The sequence below is a fragment of the Rhodanobacter sp. Root179 genome (genome assembly GCF_001428465.1).
GTDB lineage: Bacteria > Pseudomonadota > Gammaproteobacteria > Xanthomonadales > Rhodanobacteraceae > Rhodanobacter.
Genome location: NZ_LMHR01000081.1, coordinates 18008 through 30575, shown reverse-complemented (window position 1 = coordinate 30575; position 12568 = coordinate 18008). Strand labels below are relative to the sequence as shown.

General features: G+C 68.0%; 14 protein-coding genes. 11 read left to right on the top strand and 3 right to left on the bottom strand.

The features are described 5' to 3' along the window. Nucleotides 1-38 precede the first annotated feature (38 nt). The 11 genes from ASD82_RS11170 (at nucleotide 39) to ASD82_RS11120 (ending at nucleotide 10987) form a co-directional block, all read left to right on the top strand. On the top strand, nucleotides 39-953 hold the full coding sequence (locus ASD82_RS11170; protein WP_056717918.1) for an acyltransferase: 915 nt from the start codon (nucleotides 39-41) through the stop codon (nucleotides 951-953). A 1-nt stretch (nucleotide 954) separates the two neighbouring features. Next, complete coding sequence (gene panE / locus ASD82_RS11165) at nucleotides 955-1890, top strand: 2-dehydropantoate 2-reductase (protein ID WP_056717917.1); 936 nt, start codon at nucleotides 955-957, stop codon at nucleotides 1888-1890. Between the two features lie 57 nt (nucleotides 1891-1947). Then, nucleotides 1948-2496 carry a GNAT family N-acetyltransferase gene (locus ASD82_RS11160; protein ID WP_056717916.1) on the top strand — a complete coding sequence of 183 codons (549 nt, stop codon included), beginning with the start codon at nucleotides 1948-1950 and terminating at the stop codon, nucleotides 2494-2496. Beyond that, complete coding sequence (locus ASD82_RS11155) at nucleotides 2493-2807, top strand: non-heme iron oxygenase ferredoxin subunit (protein ID WP_007804550.1); 315 nt, start codon at nucleotides 2493-2495, stop codon at nucleotides 2805-2807. The genes ASD82_RS11160 and ASD82_RS11155 overlap by 4 nt, the downstream gene beginning before the upstream one ends. Before the next feature lie 168 nt (nucleotides 2808-2975). Then, nucleotides 2976-3617: a PepSY-associated TM helix domain-containing protein gene (locus ASD82_RS11150; RefSeq protein ID WP_056717915.1), complete on the top strand. Its 642-nt coding sequence runs from the start codon at nucleotides 2976-2978 to the stop codon at nucleotides 3615-3617. Between the two features lie 14 nt (nucleotides 3618-3631). Beyond that, nucleotides 3632-4147, top strand: coding sequence for a DUF2271 domain-containing protein (locus ASD82_RS11145; RefSeq protein ID WP_056717914.1), 516 nt, complete (start codon nucleotides 3632-3634; stop codon nucleotides 4145-4147). Nucleotides 4148-4176: 29 nt separating this feature from the next. Beyond that, nucleotides 4177-4989 carry a DUF4198 domain-containing protein gene (locus ASD82_RS11140; protein WP_056717971.1) on the top strand — a complete coding sequence of 271 codons (813 nt, stop codon included), beginning with the start codon at nucleotides 4177-4179 and terminating at the stop codon, nucleotides 4987-4989. A 5-nt stretch (nucleotides 4990-4994) separates the two neighbouring features. After that, complete coding sequence (locus ASD82_RS11135) at nucleotides 4995-6017, top strand: FAD:protein FMN transferase (RefSeq protein ID WP_056717913.1); 1023 nt, start codon at nucleotides 4995-4997, stop codon at nucleotides 6015-6017. After that, the gene (locus ASD82_RS11130) at nucleotides 6014-7705 is read left to right on the top strand and encodes a sulfite reductase flavoprotein subunit alpha (protein ID WP_056717912.1); all 1692 of its coding nucleotides are present in this window, start codon (nucleotides 6014-6016) and stop codon (nucleotides 7703-7705) included. The genes ASD82_RS11135 and ASD82_RS11130 overlap by 4 nt, the downstream gene beginning before the upstream one ends. A gap of 184 nt (nucleotides 7706-7889) precedes the next feature. Further along, nucleotides 7890-10070, top strand: a complete 2181-nt coding sequence (locus ASD82_RS11125; protein ID WP_082585317.1) for a M1 family metallopeptidase — start codon at nucleotides 7890-7892, stop codon at nucleotides 10068-10070. Then, nucleotides 10070-10987: a hypothetical protein gene (locus ASD82_RS11120; RefSeq protein WP_056717910.1), complete on the top strand. Its 918-nt coding sequence runs from the start codon at nucleotides 10070-10072 to the stop codon at nucleotides 10985-10987. The genes ASD82_RS11125 and ASD82_RS11120 overlap by 1 nt, the downstream gene beginning before the upstream one ends. Nucleotides 10988-11070: 83 nt before the next feature. Here ASD82_RS11120 and ASD82_RS11115 read toward each other — a convergent pair whose 3' ends face one another. The 3 genes from ASD82_RS11115 to ASD82_RS11105 all read right to left on the bottom strand — a co-directional run bounded on the left by ASD82_RS11115 (nucleotide 11071) and on the right by ASD82_RS11105 (nucleotide 12533). Next, a complete protein-coding gene (locus ASD82_RS11115; RefSeq protein ID WP_056717909.1) occupies nucleotides 11071-11610 on the bottom strand; it encodes a GNAT family N-acetyltransferase in 540 nt (179 codons plus the stop codon). A gap of 5 nt (nucleotides 11611-11615) precedes the next feature. Next, nucleotides 11616-12089 carry an SET domain-containing protein gene (locus tag ASD82_RS11110; protein WP_056717908.1) on the bottom strand — a complete coding sequence of 158 codons (474 nt, stop codon included), beginning with the start codon at nucleotides 12087-12089 and terminating at the stop codon, nucleotides 11616-11618. A 93-nt stretch (nucleotides 12090-12182) separates the two neighbouring features. Next, nucleotides 12183-12533, bottom strand: a complete 351-nt coding sequence (locus ASD82_RS11105) for a helix-hairpin-helix domain-containing protein (protein WP_056717907.1) — start codon at nucleotides 12531-12533, stop codon at nucleotides 12183-12185. Nucleotides 12534-12568: the final 35 nt, after the last annotated feature.

Genomic DNA, 12568 nt, shown 5'->3' with positions numbered 1-12568 from the left:
GGCATCATGGTCGGCAGCTTTCCCTGTGTAGTCCACCCATGCTTGCCTTCCTGCCTTCCGTGCTGCGCATCCCGCTGGCGATGCTGCTGCTCCTGCTGAATATCCTGTTGCACGTGCTGCCGCTGTTCACCCTTGCGCTGCTCAAGGTGGTCATTCCGCTTGGCTTCGTGCGCCGCCCGCTTTCGCGCGCGCTGGTGCTGATCGCGGAAAGCTGGATCGGCGTCAACAACGTCCTGTTCGGCGTGTTCACCCGCATCCGCTGGCAGGTCGAGGGGCTGGAAGGGCTGCACCGCGACCGGAGCTACCTGGTGCTGAGCAACCACCAGAGCTGGGTCGACATCCCGGTGTTGCAGAAGGTGTTCAATCGGCGCATTCCGTTCATGCGCTTCTTCCTGAAGCAGGAACTGATCTGGGTGCCGCTGTTGGGCCAGGCGTGGTGGGCGCTGGATTTCCCTTTCATGAAACGCTACTCGCGGCAGACCCTGCTGCGTCATCCCGAATTGCAGGGCAAGGATCGCGAGGCGACCCGCAAGGCCTGCGAGAAATTCCGGCACATGCCGGTGTCGGTGATGAATTTTGCCGAGGGCACGCGCTTCACGCCGGCCAAGCACGACGCGCAGTCGTCGCCGTATCGATACCTGCTGCGGCCCAAGGCCGGCGGCGTGGCCTTCGTGCTCGACGCGATGGGCGAGGCCCTGCAAGCGATCGTCGACGTCACCATCGTCTATCCGGAAGGCCCGTGCACGATGATGGACCTGATCGGCGGGCGCGTGCACGACATTCGCGTGCATGTGCGCGAGCGTGCGATTGATGCCGGCCTGCTCGGCAGCTACGACGAGGACGCGGCCTTCCGTGGCCGGGTCAAGGCGTGGATGAATGGCCTGTGGAGCGACAAGGACGCCCAGGCCGCTCGCATGCAATCGGCCGCCGCCGGCACGACCAAGGGAGACTGACATGCGCATCCTGATCGTGGGTGCCGGCGCCACCGGCGGCTACTTCGGCGGACGCCTGCTGCAGCACGGACGCGACGTGACCTTCCTGATGCGCGAAGCCCGCGCGCGGCAGCTGGCGCAGCACGGCCTGGTGATCCGCAGCGCCACCGGCGACGCCGAGCTGACGGCGCCGCCCACGCTGACCACCGGCGAGCTGCGCGATCCGTTCGACCTGATCGTGCTCGGCTGCAAGGCGTACGGGCTGGAACAGGCGATGGCCGACATCGCCCCGGCGGTCGGGCCGCGGACGGCGATCCTGCCGCTGCTCAACGGCATGCGCCAACTGGACCTGCTGGACGCGAAATTCGGCGCCGAACACGTGCTGGGCGGCCAGTGCGTGATCTCCGCCACACTCGATGCGCACGGCGCGGTGCAGCACCTCAACACGCTGCACGGGCTCACCTTCGGCGAGCGCGACGGCAGCGCCTCGCCGCGGATGCAGGCCATCACTGCGGCCTTCGCCGACGCGGGCTTCGACTCGCGCCCCAGCAGCAACGTGGTGCAGGAGATGTGGGACAAGTGGATCTTTCTCGCCACGCTGGCCGGCATCACCTGCCTGCTGCGCGGCGCGGTCGGCGAGATCGTCGCCGCTCCCGGCGGTCGCGCGGCGACGCTGGCCCTGCTGGAGGAATGCCGCGCGGTGGCGGAGCGGGCAGGGTACGCGCCCGGCGAGCGCGTGCTGGAACGGGCTCGCGGCATCCTCACCGATCCGGCATCGACGCTGGCCGCCTCGATGTTGCGCGACCTGCAGCACGGCCATCCGATCGAGGCCGACCACGTGATCGGCGACATGCTGGCACGTGCCGAGCGCGTCGGCGGCGAGGCTTCGTTGCTGGCCGTCGTCTACGCGCATCTGAAGGTCTACGAAGCGGGGCGCAAGCCGGACGCGTCTGCCTGAGCGGCAGGCTGTTGCAGATCATGGTGGAGGCGCCGGGCCACGCACTATGATTCGCGCATGACCGAACAGACGCTTCCCGTTTTCCGCCAGGCATCGAGTGCCGATGTCGATACCATCGTGGCCCTGGTCGAATCAGCCTATCGCGGCGAGTCCGGCCTGCGCGGCTGGACCACCGAATCGCACCTGCTCGACGGCCGGCGCACCGATGCGGCCGACGTCGGCGCGCTGATCGGACGCCCCGACAGTCGCATCCTGCTCGCCGAATGCGATGGCCGGATCAAGGCCAGCTGCCACATCGAGCGCCAGGGCGACGCCGGCTATTTCGGCATGTTCGCGGTCGACCCCGGCGGGCAGGGCAGCGGCCTGGGCAAGCAGGTACTGGCGGAGGCCGAGCGGATCGCACGCGAGGAGTGGCGCTGCCGTGCGATGCGCATGACGGTGATCGTGCAGCGCGAGGAACTGATCGCCTGGTACGGCCGTCGCGGTTACCGCCGCACCGGCGAATACCAGCCGTTCCCCTATGGCGACGAGCGCTTCGGCATTCCCCGTCGCGACGACTTGCGCTTCGAGGTGCTGCGCAAGGACTTCGACGAGGTGGCGGCATGAACGGCTGGGTGAAAGTCGGCACCCGCAGCGACTTCCTGCCGGGTGAATACAAGGTGGTGTGGGACGGCGACACGCCGATCGCGGTGTACAACATCGACGGCGCGCTGTACGCGGTCGAGGACACCTGCACCCACGACGGCGGTGACCTGGCCGGTGGCGAAGTGTTCGGCTTCGAAGTGGAATGCCCGCGCCACGGCGCCCGCTTCGATCTGCGCACCGGCGCCGTGACCAAGCCGCCGGCCTACGAGCCGATCGCCAGCTTCCCGGTGCGCGAGGAAGACGGCGCCATCTGGACCCGCGACGACCGCTGACAGGCCGCGCCAGCCGGAAAACGCACGCTAGTTATTGAGATTGATTCTTGTTTACTGTCTAATGGCAGCATCCGCGCGGCCGGCTCGCCGCCGCCGCGCATCGCATGAATGGCCCTTGCCTGTCGCCGCACTCCCGCGGCGTGGCAGGGGTGCGAGCCACGGACACCGATGGGACAGTCGCCAGCACAACTCGAATCTGCCACACCGCAACGCCGCGCGTTCTGGATGCGGCAACTGCACCAGTGGCACTGGATCAGTTCGGCGCTGTGCCTGATCGGCCTGCTGCTGTTCGCACTGACCGGGATCACGCTGAACCATGCGCGGCAGATCGAGGCCACGCCGCAGGTGACTCATCGCAACCTCGTGTTGCCCACGGAGCTGCGTGTTGCGGTCGGCGGCGATGACGCGCGCAAGGCCGCGCTGCCGACGGCGGTGGGTGCGTGGCTCGACGATCAGTTGCAGGCGCACGTGGCCGGCCGCGTGGCCGAGTGGTCGGCGGACGAGGTCTACCTGTCGCTGCCGCGCCCCGGCGGCGACGGCTGGCTCAGCATCGACCGCGCCAGCGGCGCCGTCGAATACGAGCTGACCCGGCGCGGCGCGATCGCCTATCTCAACGACCTGCACAAGGGTCGCAACGCGGGCGCGGCGTGGAGCTGGTTCCTCGACGTGTTCGCGCTGGCCTGCCTGGTGTTCGCGATCACCGGCTTGTTCCTGCTGAAACTCCACGCCGCGAGGCGCACCTCTACCTGGCCGCTGGTGACCTTAGGCCTGGTGCTGCCGGTGGTGCTGGCGCTGATCTTCATCCATTGAACGGAATTTCCGCGATGCGTCGACTGCTGCTTTCCTGTTTCGCCCTGGCCTTGGCCACGCCGCTGGCCGCGGCCGAGCTGAACCTCACCGTGCAGATTCCCGAGCAGAAGGTGGCCGAATACCACCGGCCGTACACCGCGATCTGGATCGAGCGCGCCGACCGCAGCGTGGCTGCCCAGCTGGCCGTTTGGTACGCACAGAAGGACAGCAAGGAGGGTGCCGGCAACAAGTGGCTGCCCGACCTGCGCCAGTGGTGGCGTCGCGGAGGTCGCGAGCTGGCGTTGCCGGTGGACGGCGTCTCCGGCGCCACCCGGCTCGCCGGGCAGCACCAGTTGAACTTCGTCGACGGCCAGGCGCCGCTGGGCACGCTGGCTGCCGGCGATTACGTGCTGGTCGTGGAGGCCGCCCGCGAAGTCGGCGGGCGCGAAGTGGTGCGTGTGCCGTTCACCTGGCCTGGTGCCACCACGCAGCACCTGACCGCGCGGGGCAGCAGCGAACTCGGCGCGGTCAGCCTCGACATCAACCCGTGAATCCCGTTACCGAATTGCCCGGAGTGAACATGCACAAGCGCACCCTGAAATGGATCGTCCTGGCCGCGGCGATCGCCGCGCCGCTGGCGGCGCAGGCGCACAAGATGTGGCTGCTGCCGTCGGCCACCAACGTCGCCGGCGCCGATCCGTGGGTCACCGTGGATGCGGCGATCTCGAACGACCTGTTCCATCCCGACCATCACGCGGCGTCGCTGGAGCAGCTGGTGATCACCGCGCCGGACGGCCAGACGGCCAAACCAGCGAATGAGGCCGTCGGCAAATATCGCAGCGTGTTCGACCTGCAACTGAACCAGCAGGGCACGTACAAGCTGGCGCTGGTCAGCAGCGGTCTGTCTGCCAGCTACGAGCTGGACGGCCAGAAAAAGCGCTGGCGGGGCAAGGCCGACGAACTGCGCTCGGCCATCCCCAGCGCGGCGAAGAACGTGCAGGTGACGGCGTCCAGCAATCGGGTGGAAACCTTCATCAGCAACGGCAAGCCGAACGAAACCGCACTGAAACCCACCGGGCAGGGCCTGGAGCTGGTGCCGGTCACCCGCGTCACCGACCTGGTCGCCGGCGAACCGGCCACATTCCAGCTGCTGCTGGACGGCAAGCCGGCCGGCGACCTCCGGGTCAGCGCGATCGCCGGCGCCACCCGCTACCGCAACGCACAGGACGAGATCACCGCGCAGACCGGCAGGGACGGCAAGTTCCAGCTGACTTGGCCGCATGCGGGGATGTACTGGATCAACGCCGCGACGCAGGACGGCAACAGCGGCAGCAAGCTCGCCAGCAAGCGCCGCCTGTCGTATACGGCGACGCTCGAAGTGCTGCCCGAGTAAGCCGGATGTCGTTGCTGCGCCTGGCCGTCTGTTTGATCTTCTTGACCGTCGCCGCGCCGGTGGCAGCGCAGCTGCAGCGTCTGGACGGCCAGACCATGGGCACCACCTGGTCGGTGCAACTGGTGCTGCCGTCCGCGCAATCGGCGGAACAGGTGCGGCGGGGCATCCAGGCCGAACTGGATCGCGTGGACGGCCAGATGAGCACGTACCGGCCGCAGTCGGAGCTGTCACGCTTCAATCGTGCGCCGGCCGGCAGCTGGCAGGCCTTGCCGCCGGAGTTCTTCGAGGTCTTGCAGCATGCGTTGCAGCTGGCCGAGGACAGCGACGGCGCGTACGACCCGACCGTGGGACCGCTGGTGAATCTGTGGGGCTTCGGCCCCGACCAGCGGCCGCGGCGACCGCCGACGGCAGCGGCGATCGAGCAGGCGAAGGCGCGGGTCGGCTGGTGGAAGCTGAAGCTCGATCCGGTCGCTCATCGTGCATGGCAGCCGGGCGGGGTCTGCGTGGACCTGTCCGCGGTGGCCAAGGGTTACGGCGTGGACCAGGTCGGCCGCTACCTGCAGCGGATCGGTGCGGCGGCGTGGCTGGTCGAGGTCGGTGGCGAACTGAAGGCGCACGGCCGCAAGCCGGATGGCATACCGTGGCGGGTCGGCATCGAGCGGCCCGATGCGGCGGCCGGCGCGGTGAACGCCGCCGACGAACTGGTCCGCACGATCGAACTGGACGAGCGCGCGATCGCCACCTCGGGCGACTATCGCCACGTGTTCGAGGACAACGGACGGTTCTATTCGCACCACATCGATCCGCGCAACGGCTGGCCGGTGCCCCACCAAGTAGCCTCGGTCAGCGTGCTGGCCGACGCCGCCATGCAGGCTGACCCGCTGGGCACCACGCTCAGCGTGCTCGGCGCCGAGCGCGGCATGGCCTACGCGCGCCGACACGGTCTGGCCGTGCTGATGATCGTGCGCACTGCGCAGGGTTTCGAGCAGCGGATGTCGCCGGCGTTCGCGGCGGAACTGCGCCGATGAAACCGGTCGACGCGATCACGGCACGGCGCACGCTGCTCGGCAACGCGATCCTGCTGGGCGGTTTTGGCCTGCTCTCGGCGCTGCTGCTGTTGCTGCATGCCGAGGACCTGCACTGGCGCGACCCGGGTGGCGAGCGCTGGCTCGATGTCGCGCTGGTGCTGCTGGCATGGCTGGGCCTGCTCGGCTGGTTGCGTCATCGGCAAGCGGTGACGCCGCGCAAGCCCACGAAGATGCTGGACATGGCGGCCGGCCGACCAACGGCGGTGGCGGATCGCGCCGCCGTCACCCCGCAGGCGGCGGCGGACACCACGGTGCGCGTGATCTACGCCAGCCAGACCGGTTTCGCCGAACAACTGGCGCGGCAGACCCTGCAAAGCCTGCAGGCGGCCGGCATGGCGGTGCGCCTGGACGGCATCGACGGCGTCACCGTCGACGACCTGCGCCGCGCCTGCCGCGTGCTGTTCGTGGCCAGCACCACCGGCGATGGCGAACCGCCCGACATGGCGCTGGCGTTCAATCGGCAGGCCATGTCGCAAGCGCAGGCGCTGGCCGGCCTGCGCTACGGCCTGCTGGCCCTGGGTGACAGTGATTACGAGGATTTCTGCGGCTTCGGTCGCCAGCTGCAGCGTTGGTTGCAGGCCAGCGGCGCACAGGCCTTGTTCGATCCGGTCGAAGTGGACAGCGAGGACGAGGCCAGCCTGCGCCACTGGCAGCATCACTTGTCGATGCTGTCGGGCGTCAACGATCTGCCCGACTGGCAGGCACCGAAGTACCAGCGCTGGCGCCTGGTCGAGCGCCGCCTGCTGAATCCCGGCAGCGTGGGCGATCCCTGTTTCCACCTGGCATTGCAGCCGCTGCAGGGCAGTGCCAGCTGGCAGGCCGGTGACCTGGTCGAGATCGGCCCCTGCCATGCTGCGGAACGGGTGGCGGCATGGTTGTCGGCGCAGTCGCTGGATGGCCGCGTGCCGGTGTCGTACCGGAAGCAGCGGCAGCCACTGGCCGAACTGCTGGCCCGTTGCCGCCTGCCCGAAGCGGACGAAGTCGACGGGCTGGATGAAGAGGCGGTGGCGGCATTGTTGCAGTGGCTGCCGCATCGCGAGTATTCGATCGCCTCGCTGCCGGACGATGGCGCGATCCACCTGCTGGTGCGCCAGATGCGCGGCCGCGGCGGTTACCTCGGGCTCGGTTCGGGCTGGCTGACCGGGCACGCGCCGATCGGTGCCGAGATCGCCTTGCGTGTGCGCGGCAACAGCAACTTCCATGCGCCGCGGGATGGGCGGCCGATGATCCTGATCGGCAACGGCACCGGGCTGGCGGCACTGCGCGCCTTGCTGAAGGCGCGCATCGGCGGCGGGCACCGGCGCAACTGGCTGCTGTTCGGCGAACGGCAGCAGGCGCACGATTTTCTCCATCGCGACGACATCGAATGCTGGCTCGCGGCGGGCTGGATCGAGCGCGCCGATTTCGCCTGGTCGCGCGACCAGGCCGAGCGCATCCACGTGCAGCAGCGACTGCGCGAGGCGGCCGATGACTTGCTGGCATGGGTCGAGGCGGGTGCGGCGATCTACGTCTGCGGCAGCCTCGACGGTCTCGCGCCCGGGGTCGACGCGGTGTTGAACGAGGTGCTGGGAGCGACGCGGGTCGAGCAGTTGCGCCAGCACGGCCGTTACCGGCGCGACGTCTACTGACGCGCCGGCATCCCACCACCGGCAGGAACTTTCGCTCGCCACGCATGACCTATGGCCTATGCCCCGTTTCCCTGACGGGCGCAATCTGTGGGGATTGTCCAGGGGAGTGACAAACATGCGGCGAATTGCACGCAAGTGGGGGTATTTGTGTGCCGTGACCTTGTCGGTCGCGGCATGTCCGGTCATGGCGCAGACGCCTGCGTCCGCCAGCACGACGGCCAGCGCGCCGGCCGGCCAGGTGATGGCTCCGGCCAGTGCCGGTGCGGTCGCCGCCGACATTCCGTTCGTCTCGGCGGATGCGGCGAATTTCCAGGTGCCCAGCGCACCCGACGCGTGGGGTGGCCCGCGCGGCGATCATCCGGCAACGCTGTCCGACCAGGTGGTGAGCTACACCATCCAGGCCACGCTGGACCCGGCCACGCACACGGTCGATGCGAAGCAGACGATGACCTGGCGCAACCGCAGCAACCAGCCGGTCAGCAAGATCTACCTGCACCTGTACCTCAACGCGTTCGAAGGCCCGGGCAGCACGTTCTTCACCGAGCGGCGCCTGTTCTCCGGCAGCGGCCACTCGCGCGGCAACGCCGACCTGAAGAAGGGCGAGTGGGGCTACATCGAGTTGAACAAGGTGCAACAGGGTGGCCAGAACGTGAGCTGGCGTTTCGTGCAGCCCGACGGCGGCCCGAAGACCGACAAGACCGTGGTCGAGCTCGACCTGCCGCAGGCGGTGCCGGCGCAGGGCACGCTGAGCCTGGACATCGACTTCCACGACCAGCTGCCGCGCGTGGTCGAGCGCACCGGCTGGTTCGGTGACTTCCATCTGGTCGGCCAGTGGTTCCCGAAGATCGCGGTGCTGGAATTGCCCGGCGAGCGCGGTGCCACGGCGCCGCGCTGGAACGCGCACGAGTTCCATTTCCACAGCGAGTTCTATGCCGACTACGGCAACTACGACGTCAAGCTGACCGTGCCGAAGGGTTACACCGTGGGCTCGGTAGGCGAGGAGCAGGGCGCGCCGGTCGAGAGCGGCGACAAGGTCACCCACCACTTCGTGCAGACCGATGTGGAGGACTTCGCCTGGGTCGCCGCGCCGGGCTACAAGGTGCAGCGCACCAGCTGGACCGGACCGGGCAGCCCCAAGGTCGACGTGCAGGTGATCTACCCGCCCGAGTACGAGGCGAGCGCGCAGCCGGTGCTGAAGGCCACCACCGATTCGCTGACCTATTTCTCCGACACGCTGGGCCCGTATCCGTACAGGACGATCACCGCCGTGGTGCCGCCGTACAACGCGGGCGAGGCGGGCGGCATGGAATACCCGACCTTCTTCACCGCCGAAGGTTACGACAAGGTCACGCCCGACACGCTGAGCCAGTACGCGATCGATTTCGTCACCATCCACGAGTTCGGTCATGGCTATTTCATGGGCCTGCTCGGTTCGAACGAATTCGAGGAGCCGATGCTCGACGAGGGCATGAACCAGTACTGGGACGATCGCATGCTGGTCGATCGCAAGCAGGACATCTGGGCCACCACGCCGCTGCTGAGCAAGCTGGGTTTTGCACCGCGGCTGACCCCGTTCGAAGCCGAGCGGCTGTCCGGCGTCGTCGGCATCGGCGTGCCGGCCGATTCGCTCGACTCCAACTCGTGGGACCGCATGTCCAGCAGCAGCTACGGGTCGGTGTATTCGCGTACCGCGGCGACCATGCGCACGCTGGAGAACCTGCTCGGTCACGAGGTGATGGGCAAGGCGATGAAGCTGTACTACGAGCGCTGGAAGTTCCGCCATCCCGACGCCGCCGACCTGCGCAATGCGCTGGCCGAGGGTTCGGGCCAGCCGGAGCTGGTGCATGCGATCTTCGCCTCGCAGGTCTACGGCACCGACAAGGTCGACGCCAGCGTGATCTCGATCGACAACGAGGAACAGGTGCCGCGCACCGGTACCGTGATTCGCGACGGCAAGCGCGTCACCCTGACCGCGAAGGACGTCGACAAGCAGATCGACGACGCCCGCGCGGCCTGGGACAAGGCGCACAAGGACGCCAGGCATGGTGGTCCGTATCCGTGGCTGTCGACGATCACGGTGCGCCGCACCGGTGCGCCGGTGCCGCGCACGGTGCTGGTGAAGTTCGCCGACGACAGCAGCGAGACGGTGAAGTGGGATGACGCCAGTCGCTGGAAGCGGATCAGCTTCACCAAGCCGGTCAAGGCGGTGTCGGCCACGGTGGACCCCGACCGGAAGATCGTGCTGGATGCCAATTCGCTCAATGACAGTCGGACGATCAAGGCCGATGGCGCAGCCTCGCGCCGCTGGAGTGCGGATGTCGCCTCCTTCTTTCAGACTTTCTACGCCTTGATGGGGACGCTGTGATGAAGACCGGACGCATTTCACGCCGCGTGGATTCGGCCGCCCTGATGCGCGCGCCGTTCGCCGCCATGCAGTGGCGGTTGCTGCTGCTGTGGGTATTGCTGCTGCTGTTGCCGACGGCGGTGGTCAGCCTGCCGATCTGGCGCGCGCTGAGCAGCGTGCTGGATCATTCGATCCATGCGCAGGAGTGGGCGACACGCTTCAACGGCAGCATGTTCAGTGACGTCATGACGGCACTGAACATGTCCAACTGGTTCGGCGGCATCGCCTTGCTGGGCATGTTGCTGACCGCCCTGCTGTCGCCATTCCTCACCGGCATGGTGGTGGGCACCGGCCGCGCGGGTCGCACGCTGGGCTTCAGTCATCTGCTCCAGTGCGGCATCGTCGAATACGGCCGCATGTTCCGCCTGATGCTGTGGTCGATCCTGCCCTACGTGGTGATGGGCGCCCTGATCGGCGTGGCGATGCACATGGCCGACGACGTCGGCGACAAGGCCGTCCTGCAGTCGCAGGCCGACCGGGCCTCGCACCTGGCGCTGTTCGTCGCCGGCGTGCTGTTCGTGCTGGCCCAGTCGATTGTCGAGTCCAGCCGCGCGGCGTTCATCGCGGACAGCGGGCTTCGTTCGGCTACCCGCGCCCTGGGTCGCGGCTTCATGCAGTTGCTGCGTCGTCCGCTCAGCACCTTGCTCAGCTATCTGCTGATCAGCGTGATCGGCTACGCGATCGCCATGGCGATCGGCATCGGGCGGGTGAACACGCCTGCGGTGGGCGTGGCCGGACTGGTCATGGCCGTGCTGCTGGCCCAACTGGTGGTGCTGGTGATCGGCTGGATGCGGGTGGCGCGCCTGTTCGCGCTGGCCGAGGTGGCCCGCTCGCTGGTCTCGTCGCGCTCGGCCAGCGGGTTGCCGCCGGCGCTTTGATGAGGGGGCGGAGGGCGGTCACGCCCTCCGCCATCCGATGACGCTGGTTTTCCAGACGCGCCCGCGGAGCCGGATCGCGGAGCTCAGCCGTAAGCCCGGCGATGCTCGCGATGCGGCGGGTAGTAGGCAAACACGTGGCTGTGGCTGCCGTAGAAGTCCATGTCTTCGATGTGCTCGCCGCCCAGCCGCTCGGCGACCCGGTCTGAAGCTTCGTTGCCGATGCGCACCAGGCTGATCACCCGCTGCGCGTGCAGCTGGTTCCAGGCGAACTCCAGCACCGCCGTGCCCGCCTCGGTGGCGTAGCCGTGGTGGCGGTGTTCGGGCTTGAGCATCCAGCCCATTTCCAGGCCGGGCCAGCCATCGGGATACATCAGGCCGGCGCGACCGATGAACTCGCCGGTGGCCTTCAATTCCAGCGCCCACATGCCGCAGCCGCGCAGTTGCCAGTGGCCCAGCAGCATGGCCAGCGAGCGCCAGGCATTGGTGCGGTCCAGTGGCTGGCCGTCGCCGATCCAGCGGGTGCTGGCAGGGTCGGCCAGCATCGAGGCGTAGTCGTCGAAATGACGTTCGGTCAGCGCAGTCAGGCGCAAACGCGCCGTTTCAATGGTTGGGATATCAAACATCACGATCAGCGGTGGGCGGCAACCAGCAGTTCGGCCAGTGCATGAGTGCTGCTGGCGAGGCTTTCTTGCCAGGACAATCCAGTGATTGTCTCACCTGTGACCGAATCGACAAAATCCTCGGCCTGACCCGGCGGCAGCAGGTGCCGGTAGTCCACTGTGATCTCGGTTCCCGGCGGGAGCTCGGCCAGGGCAAACACGAAGCCCAGGTGCCACAGCCCGTTGGGTGCGAAGCTGTGGTTGATGTAGCACTCGTCGGGCCAGTCCGGCGACAGCGTGTAGCGATCCTCGAACCAGCGGGCGCTGGCGTGGAACTGTGCGCGCAGCTCCGCCGAGGCCATGATGTCGGCGTAGCGGAAGGTCTGCGTGATGGCGTCCGGTGCGGTGATGATGCTGCCCGCGGCCACCGTTTCGTCGAGGAACAGCCCGTTGCCGGCGCCGTGGATGGCCGAAGCGGCAATGTGATAGCGCGGCAGGATCATGACCGGGATGGCGGTGAGCTGGGCGCGCGAGTGTAACGCAAGCGGCGCGGCCCGCCATGGACCGCGCCGCCACTGCCGGCCTGCCGAGGTCGCTTATTTCTCGCTCGCGGCCTTCCTGCTCTTGTGCGCGGGTTTGGCGGGTGCGTCGACCTGGGCGACCGCCTCGGGCGTGTCCCCCGCCTCCAGCTGGATTGCGCTGCGATTGCGCTCGATCGTGGCCTTGCCGATGCCCTTGACGTGCTTGAGGTCGTCGGCCTTCTTGAACGGGCCGTGCGCCTCGCGCCAGGCCACGATGGCCTCGGCCTTGGCCTGGCCGATGCCGTCCAGCGACTTGGCGATGGTGGCCGCATCCGCCTGGTTGATGTTGACCGGGGTGGCCGCCAGCAGCAGGCCGGGCAGGGCGAGCGTCAGCGCGAGCGCAACAGCGACGAGTTTGTTGAACATGGGCTTTCTCCTTGAGCGGTGGTCACGGCATCCGT

Coding starts and splice junctions, on each gene's coding strand:
- ASD82_RS11170 (WP_056717918.1), top strand. CDS start 39: ATGCTTGCCTTCCTGCCTTCCGTGCTGCGCATCCCGCTGGCGATGCTG.
- panE (WP_056717917.1), top strand. CDS start 955: ATGCGCATCCTGATCGTGGGTGCCGGCGCCACCGGCGGCTACTTCGGC.
- ASD82_RS11160 (WP_056717916.1), top strand. CDS start 1,948: ATGACCGAACAGACGCTTCCCGTTTTCCGCCAGGCATCGAGTGCCGAT.
- ASD82_RS11155 (WP_007804550.1), top strand. CDS start 2,493: ATGAACGGCTGGGTGAAAGTCGGCACCCGCAGCGACTTCCTGCCGGGT.
- ASD82_RS11150 (WP_056717915.1), top strand. CDS start 2,976: ATGGGACAGTCGCCAGCACAACTCGAATCTGCCACACCGCAACGCCGC.
- ASD82_RS11145 (WP_056717914.1), top strand. CDS start 3,632: ATGCGTCGACTGCTGCTTTCCTGTTTCGCCCTGGCCTTGGCCACGCCG.
- ASD82_RS11140 (WP_056717971.1), top strand. CDS start 4,177: ATGCACAAGCGCACCCTGAAATGGATCGTCCTGGCCGCGGCGATCGCC.
- ASD82_RS11135 (WP_056717913.1), top strand. CDS start 4,995: ATGTCGTTGCTGCGCCTGGCCGTCTGTTTGATCTTCTTGACCGTCGCC.
- ASD82_RS11130 (WP_056717912.1), top strand. CDS start 6,014: ATGAAACCGGTCGACGCGATCACGGCACGGCGCACGCTGCTCGGCAAC.
- ASD82_RS11125 (WP_082585317.1), top strand. CDS start 7,890: ATGGCGCAGACGCCTGCGTCCGCCAGCACGACGGCCAGCGCGCCGGCC.
- ASD82_RS11120 (WP_056717910.1), top strand. CDS start 10,070: ATGAAGACCGGACGCATTTCACGCCGCGTGGATTCGGCCGCCCTGATG.
- ASD82_RS11115 (WP_056717909.1), bottom strand. CDS start 11,610: ATGTTTGATATCCCAACCATTGAAACGGCGCGTTTGCGCCTGACTGCG.
- ASD82_RS11110 (WP_056717908.1), bottom strand. CDS start 12,089: ATGATCCTGCCGCGCTATCACATTGCCGCTTCGGCCATCCACGGCGCC.
- ASD82_RS11105 (WP_056717907.1), bottom strand. CDS start 12,533: ATGTTCAACAAACTCGTCGCTGTTGCGCTCGCGCTGACGCTCGCCCTG.